Origin of the sequence: Rahnella sp. ChDrAdgB13 (assembly GCF_017655185.1) — a bacterium.
In the GTDB taxonomy this organism is placed as follows: domain Bacteria; phylum Pseudomonadota; class Gammaproteobacteria; order Enterobacterales; family Enterobacteriaceae; genus Rahnella; species Rahnella contaminans.
Window position 1 is genome coordinate 95,861 of the sequence record NZ_JAEMGT010000003.1, and the last position, 20,140, is coordinate 116,000.

The 20,140-nt window shown below is 51.9% G+C and carries 19 protein-coding genes and 1 pseudogene; 8 read left to right on the plus strand and 12 right to left on the minus strand.

Annotated features, from left to right (window positions below; translation table 11 throughout):
• Positions 1-20: 20 nt before the first annotated feature.
• Both ampE and ampD read right to left on the minus strand, forming a co-directional pair.
• Positions 21-875 (minus strand): beta-lactamase regulator AmpE, encoded by an 855-nt coding sequence (gene ampE, locus J8X26_RS01680; protein ID WP_208950003.1) that lies wholly within the window; start codon positions 873-875, stop codon positions 21-23.
• A 55-nt stretch (positions 876-930) separates the two neighbouring features.
• Entirely contained in the window at positions 931-1,503 is a 573-nt protein-coding gene (gene ampD, locus J8X26_RS01685; protein ID WP_152325112.1) for a 1,6-anhydro-N-acetylmuramyl-L-alanine amidase AmpD, read from the minus strand.
• A 94-nt stretch (positions 1,504-1,597) separates the two neighbouring features.
• Here ampD and nadC point away from each other — a divergent pair, with 94 nt between their 5' ends.
• The 4 genes and pseudogenes from nadC (at position 1,598) to hofC (ending at position 5,941) form a co-directional block, all read left to right on the plus strand.
• Positions 1,598-2,491 carry a carboxylating nicotinate-nucleotide diphosphorylase gene (gene nadC / locus J8X26_RS01690; protein ID WP_208950004.1) on the plus strand — a complete coding sequence of 298 codons (894 nt, stop codon included), beginning with the start codon at positions 1,598-1,600 and terminating at the stop codon, positions 2,489-2,491.
• Between the two features lie 292 nt (positions 2,492-2,783).
• Positions 2,784-3,233, plus strand: coding sequence for a prepilin peptidase-dependent pilin (ppdD, locus tag J8X26_RS01695; protein WP_208950005.1), 450 nt, complete (start codon positions 2,784-2,786; stop codon positions 3,231-3,233).
• Complete coding sequence (gene gspE, locus J8X26_RS01700) at positions 3,230-4,726, plus strand: type II secretion system protein GspE (RefSeq protein ID WP_152325115.1); 1,497 nt, start codon at positions 3,230-3,232, stop codon at positions 4,724-4,726. The genes ppdD and gspE overlap by 4 nt, the downstream gene beginning before the upstream one ends.
• A pseudogene (gene hofC / locus J8X26_RS01705) lies at positions 4,723-5,941 on the plus strand (protein transport protein HofC). Before gspE ends, hofC begins: the two are co-directional and overlap by 4 nt.
• Before the next feature lie 61 nt (positions 5,942-6,002).
• Here the strand turns inward: hofC and J8X26_RS01710 are convergent.
• Positions 6,003-7,046 (minus strand): GMP reductase, encoded by a 1,044-nt coding sequence (locus tag J8X26_RS01710; RefSeq protein WP_152325117.1) that lies wholly within the window; start codon positions 7,044-7,046, stop codon positions 6,003-6,005.
• Between the two features lie 242 nt (positions 7,047-7,288).
• Between J8X26_RS01710 and coaE the strand changes: the two genes are divergently transcribed.
• Genes coaE through yacG form a run of 3 tightly spaced genes read left to right on the plus strand, consistent with a single transcriptional unit; the run spans position 7,289 to position 8,876 of the window.
• Entirely contained in the window at positions 7,289-7,918 is a 630-nt protein-coding gene (gene coaE, locus J8X26_RS01715) for a dephospho-CoA kinase (protein WP_208950006.1), read from the plus strand.
• A complete protein-coding gene (gene zapD, locus J8X26_RS01720) occupies positions 7,911-8,663 on the plus strand; it encodes a cell division protein ZapD (RefSeq protein WP_152325119.1) in 753 nt (250 codons plus the stop codon). The genes coaE and zapD overlap by 8 nt, the downstream gene beginning before the upstream one ends.
• A gap of 9 nt (positions 8,664-8,672) precedes the next feature.
• Positions 8,673-8,876 carry a DNA gyrase inhibitor YacG gene (gene yacG / locus J8X26_RS01725; RefSeq protein ID WP_152325120.1) on the plus strand — a complete coding sequence of 68 codons (204 nt, stop codon included), beginning with the start codon at positions 8,673-8,675 and terminating at the stop codon, positions 8,874-8,876.
• A gap of 79 nt (positions 8,877-8,955) precedes the next feature.
• Here yacG and mutT read toward each other — a convergent pair whose 3' ends face one another.
• The 3 genes from mutT to secM form a co-directional block, all read right to left on the minus strand.
• Positions 8,956-9,357 carry an 8-oxo-dGTP diphosphatase MutT gene (gene mutT / locus J8X26_RS01730; RefSeq protein WP_208950007.1) on the minus strand — a complete coding sequence of 134 codons (402 nt, stop codon included), beginning with the start codon at positions 9,355-9,357 and terminating at the stop codon, positions 8,956-8,958.
• 112 nt (positions 9,358-9,469) lie between these two features.
• The gene (gene secA, locus J8X26_RS01735) at positions 9,470-12,187 is read right to left on the minus strand and encodes a preprotein translocase subunit SecA (protein WP_152325122.1); all 2,718 of its coding nucleotides are present in this window, start codon (positions 12,185-12,187) and stop codon (positions 9,470-9,472) included.
• 80 nt (positions 12,188-12,267) lie between these two features.
• Positions 12,268-12,795 (minus strand): secA translation cis-regulator SecM, encoded by a 528-nt coding sequence (secM, locus tag J8X26_RS01740; RefSeq protein WP_152325123.1) that lies wholly within the window; start codon positions 12,793-12,795, stop codon positions 12,268-12,270.
• A gap of 26 nt (positions 12,796-12,821) precedes the next feature.
• Here secM and J8X26_RS01745 point away from each other — a divergent pair, with 26 nt between their 5' ends.
• Complete coding sequence (locus J8X26_RS01745) at positions 12,822-13,346, plus strand: DUF721 domain-containing protein (protein WP_152325124.1); 525 nt, start codon at positions 12,822-12,824, stop codon at positions 13,344-13,346.
• A gap of 15 nt (positions 13,347-13,361) precedes the next feature.
• Here the strand turns inward: J8X26_RS01745 and lpxC are convergent, their stop codons facing one another.
• From lpxC to murC, 6 genes are all read right to left on the minus strand, one after another.
• Positions 13,362-14,279: a UDP-3-O-acyl-N-acetylglucosamine deacetylase gene (gene lpxC, locus J8X26_RS01750; protein ID WP_152325125.1), complete on the minus strand. Its 918-nt coding sequence runs from the start codon at positions 14,277-14,279 to the stop codon at positions 13,362-13,364.
• 98 nt (positions 14,280-14,377) lie between these two features.
• Positions 14,378-15,532 carry a cell division protein FtsZ gene (gene ftsZ / locus J8X26_RS01755; RefSeq protein ID WP_013577005.1) on the minus strand — a complete coding sequence of 385 codons (1,155 nt, stop codon included), beginning with the start codon at positions 15,530-15,532 and terminating at the stop codon, positions 14,378-14,380.
• A gap of 71 nt (positions 15,533-15,603) precedes the next feature.
• Positions 15,604-16,860 (minus strand): cell division protein FtsA, encoded by a 1,257-nt coding sequence (gene ftsA, locus J8X26_RS01760; protein WP_009634688.1) that lies wholly within the window; start codon positions 16,858-16,860, stop codon positions 15,604-15,606.
• Positions 16,857-17,696: a cell division protein FtsQ gene (gene ftsQ / locus J8X26_RS01765; RefSeq protein ID WP_152325126.1), complete on the minus strand. Its 840-nt coding sequence runs from the start codon at positions 17,694-17,696 to the stop codon at positions 16,857-16,859. Before ftsQ ends, ftsA begins: the two co-directional genes overlap by 4 nt.
• Position 17,697: 1 nt before the next feature.
• A complete protein-coding gene (locus J8X26_RS01770) occupies positions 17,698-18,618 on the minus strand; it encodes a D-alanine--D-alanine ligase (RefSeq protein WP_165059007.1) in 921 nt (306 codons plus the stop codon).
• On the minus strand, positions 18,611-20,086 hold the full coding sequence (gene murC / locus J8X26_RS01775) for a UDP-N-acetylmuramate--L-alanine ligase (protein WP_152325128.1): 1,476 nt from the start codon (positions 20,084-20,086) through the stop codon (positions 18,611-18,613). The genes J8X26_RS01770 and murC overlap by 8 nt, the downstream gene beginning before the upstream one ends.
• Between the last annotated feature and the right edge of the window lie 54 nt (positions 20,087-20,140).

A 20,140-nucleotide genomic window follows, 5' to 3' on the forward strand; every position in this document is an offset into this window, starting at 1 on the left:
CCTGGAGAATAGAATTTTCGTTAAATCAGCGTGCCGTAAATCGTCAGCAGTGCAACGACCACCAGAATAATCATCGTCACTTTACGTGCCAGACTTACCGCAGCACGGGGAGTTTGTACAGGATCGGTATGCGGATCACGCGCCAGTGAGAACTGCGCCAGCCGTGTCAGCACCTGATACTGCGAGGAATGAATATCGCCGAGCGAGGCAAACCATGCCGGTAACGCTTTCTCACCATGCCCGAGCAGGGCATAAGCCACACCGGCCAGACGAACAGGGATCCAGTCAAGAACATGCAACAGGCTGTCGACGCCGGACTGCGAACGTTTAAGCGGCGTCATGTGCCGCGCCAGCCATGTCTGATAACCCCGGAGAACGGCATATCCGCCTAATGCAACAGGCCCAAAAGGCCCGCAGACCACAAACCAGAACAACGGTCCGAGATAATAACGGTAGTTTATCCACAAGAGTGCGTTTTGCAGTTCTCGCAAACGGGCTTCTTCCGTGCAATCACTCGGCAAACCGTGGATCAGCGCCAGCTCCTCCGCCATCTCTTTACAGGCGTCCGCATCTCCCTGACGGGCAGATTTCAAATAGGCGCGGTAATGTTTGCGTTTGATGCCTGCGCCGATACACAGCAGACATAAAATCACCCAGATAACGAGGGAAGGCACGCCAAAGAATAACCCGTGCAGGGCACGCAAAATGGCCCAGATAATCGCCATCCAGACAATCGTAATCGCCAGCGTTTTGACTAAGGAAGTCTGCCGCCCGCGACGGAAAATAAACTCAAACCGATGATCCAGCTGCCAGTGTTCACCCAGTTTGAACAACCGCTCCCAAGCCAGCACCAGCAGCAAAGTAAATAACGTCATCGACTATCACTCTCTCTACATATTCTTAAAACAAAAAAACCGGCGGCCTTTTCACTCACTGGTCAGAAGACTCATTTTGCCCTACCGGCGATGCCAACAGCTTGCGATATAATGCCCAGTCGAACTCAGGGCCGGGATCTGTTTTACGCCCCGGCGCAATATCGCTGTGCCCGGTAATGGCGTCCAGACTAATCGGATAGTGCTTAATTAACAAGCCGGTAACGTCAGCAAGGCTGCGATACTGCGCCTGCGTAAAGGGCACAAAATCGGTGCCTTCCAGCTCAATACCAATCGAAAAATCATTGCAGCGCTCACGCCCGCGCCAGCTGGAAACACCGGCATGCCACGCGCGTTTATCAAACGGAACATATTGAACAATCTCGCCATTTCGTCGGATCAGACAATGTGCCGCTACGCGCAGCTGGTGGATCCCTTCAAAGTAAGGATCATCCTGCGGATCCAGCGTACCGGTAAATAATTGATCAATGTAAGGGCCACCAAACTTTCCGGGTGGCAGGCTGATGTTATGGACGACCAGCAAAGAAGGGATCTCGTCGTCAGGACGGAGATCAAAATGAGGGGAAACGACCTGCCGGGCTCCGGCAATCCAGCCATGTTCTAAGTGCATCAAAGGCCTCAATGATGTGCTTGTGTGGTACTTATCACAGCAACAGGGTAGCATGTTTTTTTGTCCTTCTTATCCGCCATTTCGGAGTATTTGTATGTCTACACGCAGCTACAGCCCTGAAAGTCGCCGCGCACAGTTACTCGAACGTATTCAGCATGATATTCCCGCCATTGTGACTCAGGCGCTTGGCGAAGACCTCGGGGGCGAGGCCAACGCTAACAACGACTTAACCGCACAGCTTCTGCCGCAGGATAAAGATGCGAGCGCGACGATCATCACCCGCGAAGCCGGTATTTTTTGCGGACAACGCTGGCTGGATGAAGTCTTCCACCAACTGGCCGGTGATAAAGTTTCTGTAAAATGGCACGTCAAAGACGGCGATGTTGTTTCTGAAAATCAGAGATTATGTGAGCTGACCGGCTCTGCGCGTATGCTGCTAACCGGCGAACGCACCGCACTGAATTTCGTCCAGACACTCTCGGGCGTGGCTACCGAAGTAAATCACTACGTGAAAATCCTCGAAGGCACCAAAACCCGGTTGCTGGACACGCGCAAAACCTTGCCGGGGCTGCGTACAGCGCTGAAATATGCCGTCCTGTGCGGTGGCGGAAGCAACCATCGTCTCGGCCTGGCCGATGCATTTCTTATTAAAGAAAACCACATTATTGCCTGTGGCTCGATTAAAGCTGCCGTTGAACGCGCATTGTGGATCCACGCGGATGTTCCTGTCGAAGTGGAAGTGGAATCACTCGACGAACTTCAGCAGGCGCTTGATGCCGGCGCTGACATTATCATGCTCGATAACTTCACCGTTCCGATGATGCGTGAAGGTGTTGCCCTGACCGCTGGCCGTGCGCTGCTAGAAGTCTCCGGCAACGTCACAGAGAAAACGCTGCGTGAATTTGCCGAAACGGGTGTGGATTACATCTCCGTGGGTGCCCTGACCAAGCATGTCCGCGCAATGGATCTCTCAATGCGTTTTAGCTGAGCATTCTGCGCTGTTGCCCCTGAATTCCATTTCAGGGGCAACACGACTTCCCTTCGGTCTATTTCATCTTGCCGCACTACCCTCCCACTCAACACTTCTGACCGCCAGCCTCTTTTTCATTTGTCTTTCATTGCTGCGAGACGTGCCGCAAAAGTTTTGACGCGTTTGTCGTCTCCGGTAAAGACCGTGGAAGGCATCCTGGAAAACTCACCAAAGGCACTGGCAGAAATTTTCTCCCCCATTTAGTTTGCTGCCGAGCAACAACCCAGCAGCCTCACAAATGGAGAACGCCATGCAACGGCAACAAGGATTTACCCTCATTGAACTGATGGTCGTGATCGCAATAATTGCGATTCTGAGCGCCATTGGTATTCCCGCTTACCAAAGTTACATCCAGAAAGCCGCAATGACCGACATGCTGCAAACCATGGTGCCGTATAAAACCGGTGTCGAGCTGTGCGTCATTGATACCGGCTCATTAAGCAGCTGCAATGCAGGCAACGAAGGTATTCCGGCAGTCGCCACCAGCCGTTATGTCAGTAAAACGCAGGTCACTGCAGGCGTGATTTCACTGACCGGCCAGCAGGCACTCAACGGGCTAAGCGTCGTCATGACCCCCTCTGTAGATGCTCAGACCGGCGGCATTATCTGGAACCGCACCTGCACCAGCACCGGCAATGCCGCAATGGTAGAAGCCTGCGAAAGCGTTTTCCGTTTTGATACCACGGGAGCCGTAAAATGACCGATATCCCGCTCAATCCTGTTTCACCAACAGATAGCCAAAGGCAGCACAGCGATGCCTCGCTGGACGCCCTTTGTCAGCGTTACAAAGCCATCATTGTGCATCGCGATAAACAGACGATCCGCGTTGCCTGTCATGAAGCGGAAGCTGAGACAGAAACGCTGAGTAACGTGCTGCGCTTTGCCAGCGGATTGAAAGTTCAGGTGGAACGCTGGCCGCAGGCCAGAATGGAACAACACAAGGAAAAGAGCCCGGCGAATGTGAAGCAGGAATCCGCCACCGGGGAGCAATCCCCGTCATCAGGAACCCCTGAAGATAATGCGCTGAATGACCAAAGCGATGCACCGGTGGTGAACGTCCTCAACCAGATTCTGCGGCAGGCAATCAGCCGCAGGGCGTCGGATATCCATTTTGAACCCTACGAAAACAGTTTCCGCGTACGGGTGAGAATTGACGGCGTGTTGCAGGAAATCCCCGGTCCTGAATTTTCGATGGCAGCGGGTGTTTGCGCGCGGCTGAAAATCATGGGGCAACTTAACGTCGCCGAGCGTCGCTTGCCGCAGGACGGCCAGCTTTCCGTCATGCTGCAAAATCAGCGTTATTCCATGCGCGTCTCTTCCCTGCCTACCCTGCATGGTGAAAAAATCGTTCTGAGGATCCTGCACATGACCCAGCAGGATCTGGCGATGTCTCAGTTAGGCTTCACGCTGCGCGATTTGGAATACTTTAAAGCCGCGCTCAAGCATCCGCAGGGGCTGATCCTCGTGACAGGGCCGACAGGCAGCGGCAAAACGGTGACACTTTACAGCGGATTGCGCCATCTCAACGCCATCTCACGCAATATCAGCAGCGTTGAAGATCCGGTTGAAATCCCGGTCAGTGGCATCAATCAAACGCAGATCAACAGCAAGACGGATCTGAGTTTTGCCAGCGTTCTGCGTGCATTGTTGCGACAGGATCCGGATGTGATCATGGTCGGCGAAATTCGTGATAGAGAAACGGCTGAGATCGCCGTTAAAGCCGCACAGACTGGCCATCTGGTGCTTTCCACGCTGCATACCAACTCAACGTGTGAAACACTGACCCGTCTGCGGCAGATGGGCATTGAAGGTTTCCATATCGCAGCCAGTTTGCGTCTGGTCATTGCCCAAAGGTTGGTGCGAAAACTGTGCCCGCACTGCCGGAAGCCACATCTGTCCCTGGTCGTAAACGGGCCGGACGGCAACAGCGGGCCCGCGCCAATGTGGCGGGCAGCGGGCTGCAATCAATGCTTTTCCGGCTATTACGGCAGGATGGGGATTTACGAAATACTGAACATCACTCCCCGGCTCCAGCAGGCACTGGTGGCCGATGCCAGTGTCAGCGAGCTGAGTAAAATCGCCCGTGAACAGGGGCAAAAGACATTACAGGAAGCGGGAATGTTGCTGGTTGAACAAGGTATCACCTCACTTGAAGAGCTTTATCGGGTGACCGGAGAAGGTCATTGCGCATGAGTGAAACGCCAGTGATCGCTCCAAAATGGCGGCTTTTTCACTGGCAGGCTATTGATACTCAGGGAAACATCCAGCAAGGCGATGCCATTGAGATAACCAAAGACAGCATTTATCAGCAACTTTTTGTTGCGGGTTTACAACCACTGAAGATCACAATGATCCGGCGCCTGACATCCGGTTATTGGAAAAATCAGGAGCGTATTTCCGTTGTCAGGCAACTCGCTACACTGCTACAGGCCGGATTGCCGCTGGTCAGCAGCCTGACGCTGCTGGCAAACGAACATCCGAAACCCGCCTGGCACTGTGTTTTGCATAACGTGGCGAAAGGCGTCAGGGAAGGCAAACCGTTATCGGCTATGCTGAGTGCTTACCCTGACGTTTTCCCGCCGATTTACCGGCAACTCGTTTCTATCGGCGAGCTGACCGGTCAGTTAGACCAATGCTGTTTGCAACTGGCGGCGCAACAGGAACAACAGGCGGAACTGAAAGCGAAAGTGAAAAAGGCGCTGCGCTATCCGCTGATTGTCAGCGTCATCGCTACCTTCGTCACACTGTTAATGCTGACGCTGGTTCTGCCGGAGTTTGCGAAAATCTATGCCACCTTTGATGCGCAGTTACCCTGGTTTACCCGTATGCTGATCGGTGTTTCCGACGTGCTGGTCAGCTCAGGGCCATGGCTGACCGGTATTGTCTCGTGTTGTTGTTTTGGCTATCAGCAAAAGTTGCATCCGCACATTCGCTGGAAGTTGCGCGAACAAAAGCTGCTTTTGCGATTGCCACTGACTTCACGGCTGGTCACTGATAGTTGCCTCAGTCAGGTTTTTCAAACGCTGGCGATGACACAACGCGCCGGAATGACACTGATTTCCGGGCTGACTGCCGCGTCGGCATCTGTGTCAAACTTACATTTCCAGACAGCTCTCGACGTGATTCGCGAAAAAATTATGCAGGACGCCATTACATAAAGCGTTTCAGGGGTCACCGCTGTTTCCTGCGTTATGTCAGCAGTTGATAAAAATCGGTGAGGAATCAGGAACGCTCGATGAGCTGTTACTTAAGCTGGCGCAGTTGCATAACAACAAGGCAAATTCGCTGGCGGATACGTTATCTCAAACGATTGAGCCAGTACTGATGGCAGTGATGGGCGTGATTGTTGGAGGATTAGTGATTGCGATGTACTTGCCCATTTTTCAGCTGGGTTCGGTGATGGGATGACGATGGCACGGGGAAAATAATTGCGGCGAAAGCGTATTTCGCCGCGGATAATTTTACCGATTTATTTGCTGCCGAACAGGCGGTTTTCCTGCTCTGCGACACGAATAAAGGTAGTACGTTTGGTAAGTTCTTTGAGACGTTCAGCGCCGACATAGGTACAGGCAGAACGCAGGCCGCCAAGAACGTCACGAACGGTATTTTCGACCGGTCCGCGCAAAGGCAGTTTTACAGTTTTGCCTTCCGCAGCGCGATATTCGGCGACACCGCCAACGTGGCGTTTCATTGCCGATTCTGAACTCATACCGTAGAAGAGCATGAATTTTTCACCATTTTCTTCAACGACAGTACCTTCACATTCTTCGTGTGCTGCCAGCATACCGCCAAGCATCACGAAGTCTGCGCCGCCGCCGAAAGCTTTCGCCACATCCCCGGGAACGGCACAACCGCCATCACTGACGATTTGTCCGCCCAGCCCGTGAGCAGCATCCGCACATTCGATAACGGCAGAAAGTTGCGGATAGCCAACACCGGTTTTCACACGCGTGGTACACACAGAACCCGGGCCGATACCGACTTTAACGATATCTGCGCCAGAAAGAATTAACTCTTCAACCATTTCGCCTGTGACCACATTACCGGCGCAAATGACTTTGTCCGGGCAGGCCTGACGAACGCGTTGCAGAAAACCGACGAAGTGTTCGGAATAGCCGTTAGCCACGTCAAGGCAGACAAATTTCAGCAGCGGAGAAAGCGCGAGGATTTGCAGTGTTTTAACAAAATCAGCTTCCGACGTGCCAGTCGACACCATCACATTTCTTAAAACTGACTCTTCAGCGGAGGTGATGAAAGCCTGCCATTGCTCAACGCTGTAATGCTTATGCACCGCCGTCAGCAAACCAAAAGACGCCAGTACCGTCGCCATGCGGAAAGTACCCACAGTGTCCATATTGGCAGCAATAATCGGCGTGCCTGACCAACTGATACCGGAGTGTTTGAATGTGAACGTGCGCTCAAGTTCAACTTCGGAGCGGCTTTTGAGGGTAGAACGTTTAGGGCGGATGAGTACGTCTTTAAAACCTAACTTCAAATCTTCTTCAATACGCATGACGGCTTTGTCCTGGTTTGGCGACGGATCGCTAGGGCGTACAACAAATTTTAGACACCCTTTCCAGTGGTTTTATCATACACAGGAAAATGACAACGGCAAGGATGCTTTTACAACAGACATCACAGACTTTTGATTGCGTTGGCGAATAATTTTTCGCATCAAAAACCAAGACGACCTTGGCTTGCACTTACTCATAATCTCTTTATCATTTACCTAACTAATTTTATCAGAGCGCCAGTATGAGCTATATCGTTGCATTGACCGGAGGTATCGGAAGCGGCAAAAGTACCGTTGCCGAAAGCTTCAGCCGTCATGGCGTAAGCATTGTCGATGCAGATATTATTGCCCGTCAGGTTGTAGTTCCGGGTGAACAGGCTCTGGAAGAGCTGGGCAAACGATTTGGCAAAAGTATCATTCTTGACGATGGCTCACTGAATCGCCCGGCGTTACGGGAACGTATTTTTAGTAATCCGCTTGAAAAAGAATGGGTTAATAAATTATTACACCCTATTATTCACGCCCGGACACAGCACCTTATTGCGCAAGCCGATACGCCTTACGTGCTTTGGGTAGTGCCGTTACTGATTGAAAACGGATTGCAAACGCAGGCTGATCGCGTTCTGGTGGTGGACGTCGAGCCACAAATTCAGCTTTCCCGCACCATGTTGCGCGACGGCATTGACCGCCATCAGGCTGAAAGTATTATTGCCGCGCAGGTGAGCCGTGAAAAACGCCTGGCCTGCGCGGATGACATTATTGATAACAGCGGAGATCCTCAAACGATCGAACCGCGTGTTGCCCAATTACATCGCTGCTATCTGAAACTGGCAGCGGGCGAAAACAGACAGGATATTGCCAAGCATGACTGATGTAGCTGCAACCGTTCTTTTTGAACATCCTCTGAATGAAAAAATGCGTACTTGGTTGCGTATCGAATTCCTGCTACAGCAGATGCACGCGAATGCACAAATTACTGCTGCGGCTTCAGCCCTTCTGTTCTTCCGCACCGCGTCTGATTTACTGGACGTGCTGGAGCGCGGAGAAGTCCGCACCGATTTGCTGAAAGAACTGGAACGCCAGCAACAGAAATTATCCCAATGGCAGGATGTTCCTGGGGTAGATGCGTCGCGAATTGACGGATTGCGTGCCGAACTGAAACAGTGCGCTTCCGTATTGATGAAAGCACCGCGAATCGGTCAGGCGCTGAAAGAAGATCGTCTGATTGCTTTGGTTCGTCAGCGTCAGAGTATTCCCGGTGGTTGCTGTAGTTTTGATTTGCCGACGCTGCATATCTGGCTTCATCTGGCTCAATCTCAGCGCGACAGCGAAGTCCAGAACTGGCTTGAAACACTGGCGCCACTCAACAACTCACTCACGATGGTGCTGGGTTTAATTCGCCAGTCCGGCGCTTTTCGTAATCAAATCAGCCTGAATGGTTTTTTCCAAGATAACGCAGAAGGTGCAGATCTGTTACGCTTGCGCCTCTCGTTGGAAAACCTGCTTTATCCGCAAGTTTCCGGGCACAAAACCCGTTATGCCATCCGCTTCTTACCGTTAGACAGCGAGCATGGCGTGGTTCCGGCACGACTGAATTTTGAACTTGCCTGCTGCTAGGAGTTGCAAATGGATCCTGAAATTATTGAAGTAAATTGCCCGACGTGTAACAAGACGGTGGTCTGGGGCGAAGAAAGCCCTTACCGTCCTTTTTGTTCCAAGCGCTGCCAGCTTATCGATCTCGGTGAGTGGGCTGACGAAGAGAAACGCATTCCGAGCAAAGGGGATGTGAATGATCTGGATGACTGGAGCGAAGAAGAGATTTCACACTGACATCTGTAAGATGTCGCATTTAGCAAATGTTAAAAAGGGGCGTGGCCCCTTTTTTGTGGGCGCCCTGATGCTCAGAAAATCAGAATTCGTTGTTTTTTAAGGCGCTTACGACAGCTTCGTTGGCGGGAGGAAATTCTTCCGCTTTCAGATCTGACTGCTTAACCCAGCGCTTTGGTTGCCCTTCTTTTCCATATGGCTCGCCCTGCCACTCTTCAACCAGAAAGAAGTAAAGCATGATAATGCGATCCGGAAATCTGTGTTCAAGCGTTTTCAGCAAAACAGGTGCTTTCGCTTCAATGCCCACTTCTTCCTGCAACTCACGAATGACAGCCTGCTCAGGCGTTTCACCCGCTTCTATTTTACCGCCCGGAAATTCCCAGAACCCCGCCATGTGTGAAGACGCATCACGTTGAGTAATAAAGATTTCTTTACCAGAATTCCGGATAATACCGGCTGCGATATTCAGCTGTTTAAGCGTCACTTTTCCACCTATTGACTGACTATAATGACTGTCTTATATAAGGATTTTTACACAAAAATAAAGGCGGTGATTAGCCGCCTTTAAGATTAACACGATGACTTAGCCTGAGATCTTACTTTTGCAGGCGGCCATGGCATTGTTTGTATTTCTTACCGGAACCACATGGGCAGAGATCGTTACGGCCGACTTTACGCTCGCCAGATGCGGCAAGACGTGCAGCTTCAGCCACTTCAATTTCTTGCTGATCCTGATGGCTCAGCTGCTGCTGACGGGCCAGATGTTCGGCTTCTTCGCGGCGCTGAATTTCCATTGCTTCGATTTCTTCAGGCATACGAACCTGAACTTTGCTCAGCACGCTGACCACTTCGTATTTCAGTGATTCCAGCATGGCGGCAAACATAGCAAAGGATTCGCGTTTGTATTCCTGCTTAGGATCTTTCTGCGCATAACCCCGTAAATGGATGCCCTGACGCAAGTAGTCCATCGCGGCCAGATGCTCTTTCCATAGGGAATCAAGCGTTTGTAGCATCACGCCTTTCTCGAAGTTACGCATCATTTCTGCGCCAACCACTTCTTCTTTACGGGCGTAAGATTCTTTCGCGATTTCCATAATACGTTCGCGCAGGGTTTCTTCATGCAATTCAGGCTCTTTATCCAGCCATTCTGCAATCGGCATTTCCAGCTCGAAATCTTGTTTCAGGCGATCCTGAAGACCCTGAACATCCCACATTTCTTCCAGAGACTGCGGCGGAATGTAGCTGTCGATAGTTGCTTTGAACACGTCCTCACGGATGCTGGCGATGGTTTCACTGACATCAGACACGTCCAGTAATTCGTTACGCTGGCTGTAGATCGCACGACGCTGATCGCTGGCGACATCATCGTATTCCAGCAATTGCTTACGAATATCAAAGTTACGGCTTTCAACTTTACGCTGAGCATTGGCAATCGCTTTGGTCACCCAAGGGTGCTCAATCGCTTCGCCCGGTTTCATACCCAATTTACGCATCATGCTCGACACACGATCAGACGCAAAGATACGCATCAGGGCATCTTCCATAGACAGATAGAAGCGTGATGAACCGGCGTCACCCTGACGGCCTGCACGGCCGCGAAGCTGGTTATCAATACGGCGTGATTCATGACGCTCAGTACCGATAATGTGCAAACCGCCGGAAGCCAGAACCGCATCGTGGCGAATCTGCCAGGCTGCTTTGATTTCTGCGATTTTCTCGTCGGTTGCTTCTTCACCGAGGTTTTCAACTTCAACCTGCCAGCTGCCGCCCAGCACGATATCGGTACCACGACCGGCCATGTTGGTTGCGATGGTTACTGCGCCTGGCTGACCAGCCTGGGCGACGATATCTGCTTCTTTAGCGTGGAACTTGGCGTTCAGTACGCTGTGCGCAATACCCGCTTTAGTCAGTTCATTAGAAACGACTTCGGATTTCTCAATCGAAATGGTACCCACCAGAACCGGCTGGCCTTTGGCAGTACACTGACGGATATCTTCGATAATCGCGCCAATTTTTTCCATTTCGGTCATGTACACCAGGTCGGCCATGTCTTTACGCACCATAGGGCGGTTCGTTGGCACAACGATGGTATCCAGTTTGTAAATGGAGCTGAATTCGAACGCTTCAGTATCCGCAGTACCGGTCATACCGGCCAGTTTTTCATACAGACGGAAGTAGTTCTGGAAAGTGATAGAAGCCAGCGTCTGGTTTTCGTTTTGAATATCAACGCCTTCTTTCGCTTCCACTGCCTGGTGCAAACCATCAGACCAGCGACGACCCTGCATGGTACGACCTGTGTGTTCGTCAACGATGATAACTTCACCGTCTTTCACGATGTAATCGACATCTCGGGTGAACAGCACGTGCGCGCGCAGTGCAGCGGTGACGTGGTGCATCAGCATAATGTTGGTCGGGGAATACAGAGATTCCCCCTCTTCCATAATGCCTGCCTCAACCAGCATCTCTTCGATCAGAACCAGACCGCGTTCGGTCAGATGAACCTGACGTGCTTTCTCATCCACGGAGAAGTGGCCTTCACCCTGGAAGGTGTCGGAATCTTCTTTTTCCTGACGGATCAGTTTAGGGATCAGTTTGTCCACGCGGGTGTACATCTCTGAGCTGTCTTCTGCCGGACCGGAAATGATCAGCGGAGTACGTGCTTCATCGATCAGGATCGAGTCAACCTCATCCACCAGCGCGTAGTGCAGTTTGCGCTGAACGCGTTCTTCAGGGCTGAAAGCCATGTTGTCGCGCAGGTAGTCAAAGCCGTATTCGTTATTTGTACCGTAAGTGATGTCGGCAGCGTAAGCAGCGCGTTTAGCCGGAGAAGGCATGCCTGGCAGGTTAATACCGATGCTCAGACCGAGGAACTCAAACAATGGACGGTTATTTTCGGCGTCACGCTGGGCTAAGTAGTCGTTGACGGTCACAACGTGAACGCCTTTACCGCTCAGTGCGTTCAGGTAAGCCGGCAGCGTTGCGGTCAGCGTTTTACCTTCACCGGTACGCATTTCCGCGATGCAGCGCTCATTCAGCACCATACCGCCGAGTAACTGGACGTCAAAATGACGCATACCGAAGACACGCTTACTGGATTCGCGAACCACCGCAAAGGCTTCCGGGATCAGAGTCTCCAGGACTTCGCCTTTCGCCAGACGCTCACGGAACTCATCGGTTTTAGCTCGCAGTTGTTCGTCGGTCAGCTTTTGAATTTCAGGTTCCATGCGGCCGATAAGGTCCACAACTTTACGCATACGGCGCAGTGTACGATCGTTACGGCTACCAAAAACTTTGGTCAATAATTTGATTAACATGATGCTTAATATCTCTTGGAGGCCATTAAATGCAGCCACTAATTTATTGATTTATAGATAGAGTTTAAACTTACAGTCTGTTAAATCAGGAAGGCCGGGCCGGCACGAATGCCTTGCACCTGTGCTAACCACAGTCCGGTTTGATGCGATGAAGAGAAATTCAGGAAAGGTTGTTGCGTGTGACGGATGATAACAGGCGGTTTGGACTCATGCGTCAGTAATGCATTCAGGGTCACCAGCAGCGCAAGTTGCTGTACGTGAAGAGGTTCTGCTTGCTGTGCGACAATTTCAGGTTGAGCCGCGGTGTAAACCACCTGCGGTGCCAGCGCAAAAGAAAGATGACGGATGACCGTGCGCAGTGCATGCTGCTGCCAGTAATCCACACCGAAAGACGGGCGGCGATTTGCCTGGAGCAACGCGAGGTTACTCAGCCCTGTACTGCCGATGTTAAGTCGGTTTAGACTTGAGGACGTATTGGGAACCGCAGGCAGTTCCGTTTGCGAGAGGTTCGTTGACACGCCAAGGCTCGCCGCTACCATCCCCAACAGGAGATGCGGCCAAAAATACCTTCTGCCAAATTGTCGCCAACGATTTAGAATACCAATCACAAGTTTACAATCCGCCGGAGCCCATCATGCGCGATAGCCGCCCACAATTATTAGATATCCTGTTCGATGATGCCTCTTCCACAGAGCAAAGCCCGCTGCGTATTGTTCAACAGCGTGCTGCGGCGTTATTAAAACTTAACCGCGCAGTGAAAGGTCTGTTACCGGCGCCCATGCAACCATGGTGTCGTGTCGGTAATTATCGACAGGGAGTTTTAGTACTTGAGATAGCTAATGCCAGCTGGATGATGCGCTTACGCTATGAACAACCCGCATTACTCTCTGCACTTCGAGCGCAAATTCTACCATCATTGTCGTCAATCGACATCAGGATTAATCCTTCGCTCATGGCGAAAATGGAAAATGCGTCGCAGATTGCGGTTAAAAATAAAGCGATCGCATCTGAATCGATGCCGGTCAGACATTTGAGTGCGCAGAGTGCGGAAGAATTACGGGGACTGGCGAGCCGTAGCCCGGAAAAACTCAGAAAGGCATTAGAACGACTGGCTGAATTGGCCGGAGAGGGTGCCAAAACAACCAGTCGTAATAAGTAATGATATCAGTACCGATTACGCCAATACTGTGGAAGGTGCTTTAAAAGCCAGAGGCATTTCAGCTTCATCCTGGAAGGTTACTAATTCCCAGGCTTCCTGCTTAGCCAATACCGCTTGCAATAACTTGTTGTTCAACGCATGGCCAGACTTGAATGCGGTAAACGCACCAATGATGTTATGCCCACACATGAACAGGTCACCGATAGCATCAAGCATTTTGTGACGAACGAATTCATCTTCAAAACGCAGGCCATCTTCGTTAAGCACACGGTAATCATCCACAACAATCGCGCAATCAAAGCTGCCACCCAGGCACAAACCACGTGACTGCAGGTACTCGATATCACGCATAAAACCAAAAGTACGTGCGCGGCTGATTTGGCGAACAAATGCTTCTGCGGAGAAGTTCATTTTGTAACGCTGTGAACTGGAATCAATCGCCGGGTGATTAAAGTCGATAGTGAAGTCCAGAGAGAAACCATTGAATGGTTTGAACTCCGCCCACTTATCACCGTCTTCAACACGCACAGTTTCTTTGATGCGCAGAAATTTCTTCGCGCTGTTCAGTTCTTCGATCCCAGCGTCCATCAACAGATAGACGAAAGGCGCGGCGCTACCGTCCATAATCGGCACTTCAGGCGCATCGACTTCGATAACAATGTTATCAATGCCCAGGCCCGCTAATGCCGCATTAAGGTGTTCAACCGTAGAAATGCGTACGTCATGCTCATTAACCAGGCAAGTACAGAGCATGGTATCACGCACGGATTTTGCATCTGCCGGGAAATCAACCGGTGGATTCAAGTCAGTGCGACGATAGATGACCCCGGTATTTGCCGGTGCAGGACGCAGAGTCAGGGTGACTTTCTTGCCGGTATGCAAACCGACGCCCGTCGCCTGAACGATACGTTTTAATGTACGTTGTTTGATCATCGTATTTATCTCGCAATGTTATCCATCCAACCGACCTAAGCTTACCTTAAGATCGGTGGGACAGTTTAGCACAAAGAGCGGAGATCCTACAATTCGGACTAGTCTGCCTGCTTACGCAGGAAGGCCGGGATGTCCAAATAGTCGGGCTCTTTATTAGATTGCGCGCTTTGATCATTCACCACTTTAGCCGCTGGCTTGGTTTCCTGCGGCAACGGAGACATCCCGTGCTGCTGGTAACGGTGATCCATCACTGGCTGGCTGGCTGGCTTGTTGGTCACCAAAGTGATCTCTGGACGTTTGTCCATGCCGATGCCGGTCGCAACCACGGTAACACGCAGTTCGTCATTCATTTCCGGGTCAAGGGAAGTACCGATAACTACGGTGGCGTTGTCAGAAGCGAAAGCACGGATAGTGTTACCCACAGTTTCGAATTCATCCAGACGCAGGTCGAAGCCCGCAGTAATGTTGACCAGTACGCCGCGCGCGCCGGACAAGTCGATGTCTTCCAGCAACGGGCTGGAGATCGCCATTTCAGCCGCTTCTTCAGCACGGTCTTCACCACATGCCACGCCGGAACCCATCATGGCATAACCCATTTCGGACATTACGGTGCGCACATCAGCAAAGTCGACGTTCATCAGACCCGGACGGGTGATCAGCTCTGCGATACCCTGTACCGCACCTTTCAGCACGTCATTGGCCGCACCGAAAGCGTCCAGCAGAGAGATACCGCGACCCAGAACTTTCAACAGTTTGTCGTTCGGGATAGTGATCAGAGAGTCCACATGCTTGGACAGCTCAGCGATACCCTGCTCCGCGAATGCCATACGCTTCTTGCCTTCAAAGTTGAAAGGCTTAGTCACGACAGCAACGGTCAGAATACCCAAATCTTTTGCAACTTCAGCTACCACTGGCGCAGCACCGGTACCGGTACCGCCGCCCATGCCCGCTGCGATAAAGACCATGTCAGCACCTTCAAGCGCAGCGCGCAGGGCTTCACGGTCTTCTTCTGCAGAATTGCGACCCACTTCAGGGTTCGCGCCAGCACCCAGACCTTTGGTAATACCGCTACCGATCTGAATTGTCTGGCCTACAGCCGTTTTACGCAACGCCTGGGCGTCTGTGTTAACGGCAAAGAATTCAACACCTTCGATGCGCTCACGCACCATGTGTTCGACAGCGTTACCGCCGCCACCGCCGACGCCGATGACTTTAATCACCGCGTCGTTGGTCAGTTCCATAGGTTCAAACATAGTTTCTCTCCGTTTTGTGCCTGTCGCGTCGGGATCAAAAACCATAACAGCATGATCCCGTTGTTAAAACATTAAAACTCTTTTCTCAGCCAGCTGTTGATTCTTTTGAACCAATTGCCCACTGAGGCGCGTTTTTCCACTTCGGCCTCACCGCTCAGGTGAGACTCTTTTCCATAGTGCAGCAGCCCTACAGCCGTTGAGTAGTAAGGTTCCTGCGCATAATCTGTCAGCCCTGTGATGTTCAGAGGTTGCCCGATACGCACCTGGGTATGGAATACCCGCTGCGCACAAGCTGCCAGACCATCAATTTGTGCTGCGCCGCCTGTCAAAACAATACCGGCGGCCAGATGATGTTTTACGCCTTGCTGACGTAACTGCTCCTGCAATTGCAAAATTTCGTCGTTCACTAGATTCAGCAATTCTGTATAACGAGGCTCGATGACTTCAGCCAATGTCTGACGTTGCAGACTGCGCGGAGGGCGTCCGCCTACGCTCGGCACTTCGACGTTTTCGTCTTTGCCGACAATCGAACCTAATGCACAACCGTGGCGAACCTTGATAGCTTCGGCATCGGTCGGTGGCGTTCCAAACGCATAAGCGATGTCGCTGGTGACCACGTTCCCTGCATAAGGGATAACCTTAGTATGACGTAGTGCGCCGCCGGTATAAACCGCGATATCCATGGTTCCACCACCAATATCGACGACACAGACTCCTAATTCGCGCTCATCTTCGGTCAGAACCGCATAACTGGCAGCCAGACCGGCAAAAATCAGCTGGTCAACTTTCAAGCCACAGCGTTCAACCGCTTTCACAATGTTCTTCGCCATATCGTTATGGCAGGTAATCAGGTGAACTTTTGCCTGCATACGCACGCCGGAAAGTCCGACAGGGTTTTTGATCCCTTCCTGATAATCAATGGCGTATTCCTGAGGGATCACATGCAGAACACGATGTTCGTCACGTACGCGTACCGACTTCGCGGTATGCACAACGTTCTCTACATCTTCCTGCGTGACTTCCTCTTCTGAAATAGGAACCATCCCTATTTCATTCTGGCAACTGATATGTTTACCAGACAAAGCAAGGTAAACAGAGGAAATCTGGCAATCCGCCATCAGTTCAGCCTGATCGATGGCGCGCTGTACGCACTTCACCACCGATTCCAGATCATTCACGCCACCCTTGTCCATGCCCCGGGACGGGCAACTGCCCACACCGATAATATTGACCATGCCATCGGGCAGAACTTCCCCCACCAATGCGGCGACTTTTGCCGTACCGATTTCCAGCCCAACTACCAGTTTTCTGTCCGTCGACTTGATCATTGTTGTTTAGCCTGTGCCTGATTCTGTTGCTGATTACTGTTTTGCTGGTCAATAAACTCCGGAGCCCAACCTACCGACGCACCGCTGTCATAACGTAAATCGACATATGTAATGCGTTTTTTATCGGCTTCAGCCTGTTGCTGGAATCGCGGGTAAAGCTCGATAAAACGTTGTAAACGCCCCATCCGGTCATCTCTCCCCAATTCCAGCCGGACGTCGCTATCCAGAGTTAACTGCCACGAGTGACGCGCACTCATTGCTACTGCCTTCAGCGTGAATTTCCCGGCGGCCAGCGCCTGGCTCATCGTTTGAAAGCCCTGCAAAACATCCTGTTCGCTGCCTTCCGGACCGTAAAGCAACGGCATTTTCTGTTTGACCACACGTTCAGCGGGTATGCTGAATGATTTGCCATCGGCATCAACCATATGCAGATCATTCCAGTGTGCGACCGGCACATACTCCACCAGGTGAATCTTCAATTCATTCGGCCATTGCTTGCGGACGCTGACCTGTTTTATCCAGGGTAAACGTTCAATCTGCTGCTGAATGACGTTTACATCCTGCGTCATGAACGTTCCCGGTGCCCCTAAGGACAGAATCGCCTGACGAATATCATCGTTGGTCGTGTAATGACGTTCTCCCGTAACCACAAGCTGAGACAACGGCAACCGGTTCGCATCCTGCATCCAGCCAATAACGGCCCACGCACTCCATAAAATAGTTCCTACCACCAACAGCAAGAACACAATCCCTGCCAGCTGGCCACCGTTACTGCGACGGCCGCTGTTGCTCTCGGCCGTCTCACGCTCTCGGGTATTCAGGGCGGCTTGAGACATATCAGTCAGCCAAAGCCAGAATACGGAAAACGAGTTGCGGGAAGCTCAGCCCGGAATGTTTAGCCGCCATCGGCACTAAGCTGTGGCTGGTCATTCCTGGCGAAGTATTCACTTCCAGCAAATTAAAGCTGCCGTCACCATCCTGCATCACGTCAACACGCCCCCAGCCACTGCAATCGAGTGCCTGATAAGCCTGCAAGGCCAGCGCAGATAACTGTTTTTCCTGCTCCTCGCTTAAACCGCTCGGGCAAAAATACTGTGTTTCGTCAGAAAGATACTTCGCCTGATAGTCATAAAACGTTCCGGCTGGCTGGATGCGGATTGATGGCATAACCTGATCGCCCACGATAGCTACCGTGTATTCCGGGCCACTTAACCATTTTTCAATCAGTACGTTATCGTCATGACGGAAGCCTTCCTGCAGGGCTGGCAACAACTCTTTTTCCGTTGTCACTTTGCTCATGCCGACGCTCGAACCTTCGCGGCTCGGTTTGACGATAACCGGCAGGCCTAATTCGGCGATTCTTGCCGCCAGAGCGCCCTGCCCTGCTTCTTCAATTTGTGAACGATGCAACGTCACAAACGGGGCAACCGGCAAACCCAGCGCCTGCCACACCAGTTTGGTGCGGAATTTATCCATGGTCAGTGCGGAAGCCATCACGCCACTGCCGGTATATGGCAGGCCGATTTGCTCGAGCAATCCTTGCAACGTACCGTCTTCACCGCCGCGGCCATGCAGCGCGATAAAGACTTTGCTGAACCCTTCTTCTTTAAGAAGCGCCACGTTGAATGTTTTGGTATCGATGCCATGCGCATCCACACCTGATTCGCGTAAACCTGCCAGCACGGCAGCGCCGGACTGCAATGACACATCGCGTTCTGCGGAAGTACCACCCAACAATACCGCTACTTTCTCAGACATGATGTTCTTCACCTTTTTTCACTGGCTGCAACTTTTGATCAGCCAATTTTCGGGCCACTTTGCCAACGTTACCGGCACCCTGCACCAGCACTAAATCGTCACCTTCGAGGATCTGCGCCAGACTTTCAGGTACTGCGTCAATATCAGAAACCAGAATAGGATCCAGCTTGCCTCGCGCACGAATGGTGCGGCATAACGAGCGGCTGTCGGCACCCGGAATTGGCGCTTCACCTGCCGGGTAAACGTCAAGCATGATCAGCACATCGACCTGAGACAGCACATTCGCGAAGTCGTCGTACAAATCGCGGGTACGCGTGTAACGGTGAGGCTGGAAAATCATCACCAGACGCTTGTTCGCCCAGCCCGCGCGCGCTGCTTTGATTGTCGCATCCACTTCTGTCGGATGGTGACCGTAGTCATCAACCAGCATTGCGCTTCCGGTTTTTCCGTTTACATTTTCCAGCGCGTAATCGCCCAGGAAATCAAAACGACGACCCGTTCCCTGGAAGCCTTCCAGCGCACGCAAAATTGCGTCATCGCTGATACCTTCATCTGTCGCAACAGCAACGGCCGCAGCGGCATTCAGGGCGTTATGTCGGCCCGGTGCGTTCAGGGTTACGCTGATCAGCGGCAGATCCTGACGACGTATCGTAAAGTGCCCCTGCGCGCCAACCTGACGGTAATTTTCGATAATGACATCCGCATCTTCGCTGAAACCGTAGGTCGTCATATGGCGGCCTACACGCGGGATCAGCTCACGGATCACCGGATCATCAATACACATCACCGCACGTCCGTAGAACGGCAGATTGTGCAGGAAATTTACAAACGTCTGTTTCAGGTTTTCAAAATCGCCCTGATACGTATCCATGTGATCCGCTTCGATGTTGGTCACAATCGCCACCATCGGTTGCAGATGCAAGAACGACGCATCGCTTTCATCCGCTTCTGCAATCAGAAAACGGCTGGAACCCAGACGCGCATGCGTTCCGGCTGCTTTAACCAGTCCGCCGTTTACGAAAGTCGGGTCCAGCCCGGCTTCTGCGTAAATGCTGGTGACCATCGCCGTGGTCGTGGTTTTACCGTGTGTCCCTGCCACGGCGATGCCGTGACGAAAACGCATCAGCTCGGCAAGCATTTCCGCGCGACGGATAACCGGGATGCGCGCTTCACGGGCGGCAACAATTTCCGGATTATCGGAAGAGATAGCCGTCGAAACCACCACCACGCTGGCATCCAGCACATTCTCCGGGCGGTGATTGAAATAAATTGTCGCGCCCAGTGCAGTCAGTTGCTGAGTGACCGCGTTCGGCGCTAAGTCAGAACCGCTAATCTGATAGCCTTCATTGGCCAACACTTCGGCGATACCACCCATGCCGGCACCACCGATGCCAACAAAGTGAATGTGCCGGACACGATGCATCTCGGGCACGAAGGTACGCAGTTTCGCCAATTGTTGTGTATTCACGTTTTTATTCACTATTTCAGGTTACTGATTAATCCGTTTCTTACGGCTGGGACC

What these genes read in the sequence shown, in the direction of transcription:
- ampE (WP_208950003.1), bottom strand. Translation starts at nt 875, where the DNA reads ATGACGTTATTTACTTTGCTGCTGGTGCTGGCTTGGGAGCGGTTGTTC.
- ampD (WP_152325112.1), bottom strand. Translation starts at nt 1,503, where the DNA reads ATGCACTTAGAACATGGCTGGATTGCCGGAGCCCGGCAGGTCGTTTCC.
- nadC (WP_208950004.1), top strand. Translation starts at nt 1,598, where the DNA reads ATGTCTACACGCAGCTACAGCCCTGAAAGTCGCCGCGCACAGTTACTC.
- ppdD (WP_208950005.1), top strand. Translation starts at nt 2,784, where the DNA reads ATGCAACGGCAACAAGGATTTACCCTCATTGAACTGATGGTCGTGATC.
- gspE (WP_152325115.1), top strand. Translation starts at nt 3,230, where the DNA reads ATGACCGATATCCCGCTCAATCCTGTTTCACCAACAGATAGCCAAAGG.
- J8X26_RS01710 (WP_152325117.1), bottom strand. Translation starts at nt 7,046, where the DNA reads ATGCGTATTGAAGAAGATTTGAAGTTAGGTTTTAAAGACGTACTCATC.
- coaE (WP_208950006.1), top strand. Translation starts at nt 7,289, where the DNA reads ATGAGCTATATCGTTGCATTGACCGGAGGTATCGGAAGCGGCAAAAGT.
- zapD (WP_152325119.1), top strand. Translation starts at nt 7,911, where the DNA reads ATGACTGATGTAGCTGCAACCGTTCTTTTTGAACATCCTCTGAATGAA.
- yacG (WP_152325120.1), top strand. Translation starts at nt 8,673, where the DNA reads ATGGATCCTGAAATTATTGAAGTAAATTGCCCGACGTGTAACAAGACG.
- secA (WP_152325122.1), bottom strand. Translation starts at nt 12,187, where the DNA reads ATGTTAATCAAATTATTGACCAAAGTTTTTGGTAGCCGTAACGATCGT.
- J8X26_RS01745 (WP_152325124.1), top strand. Translation starts at nt 12,822, where the DNA reads ATGCGCGATAGCCGCCCACAATTATTAGATATCCTGTTCGATGATGCC.
- lpxC (WP_152325125.1), bottom strand. Translation starts at nt 14,279, where the DNA reads ATGATCAAACAACGTACATTAAAACGTATCGTTCAGGCGACGGGCGTC.
- ftsZ (WP_013577005.1), bottom strand. Translation starts at nt 15,532, where the DNA reads ATGTTTGAACCTATGGAACTGACCAACGACGCGGTGATTAAAGTCATC.
- ftsA (WP_009634688.1), bottom strand. Translation starts at nt 16,860, where the DNA reads ATGATCAAGTCGACGGACAGAAAACTGGTAGTTGGGCTGGAAATCGGT.
- ftsQ (WP_152325126.1), bottom strand. Translation starts at nt 17,696, where the DNA reads ATGTCTCAAGCCGCCCTGAATACCCGAGAGCGTGAGACGGCCGAGAGC.
- J8X26_RS01770 (WP_165059007.1), bottom strand. Translation starts at nt 18,618, where the DNA reads ATGTCTGAGAAAGTAGCGGTATTGTTGGGTGGTACTTCCGCAGAACGC.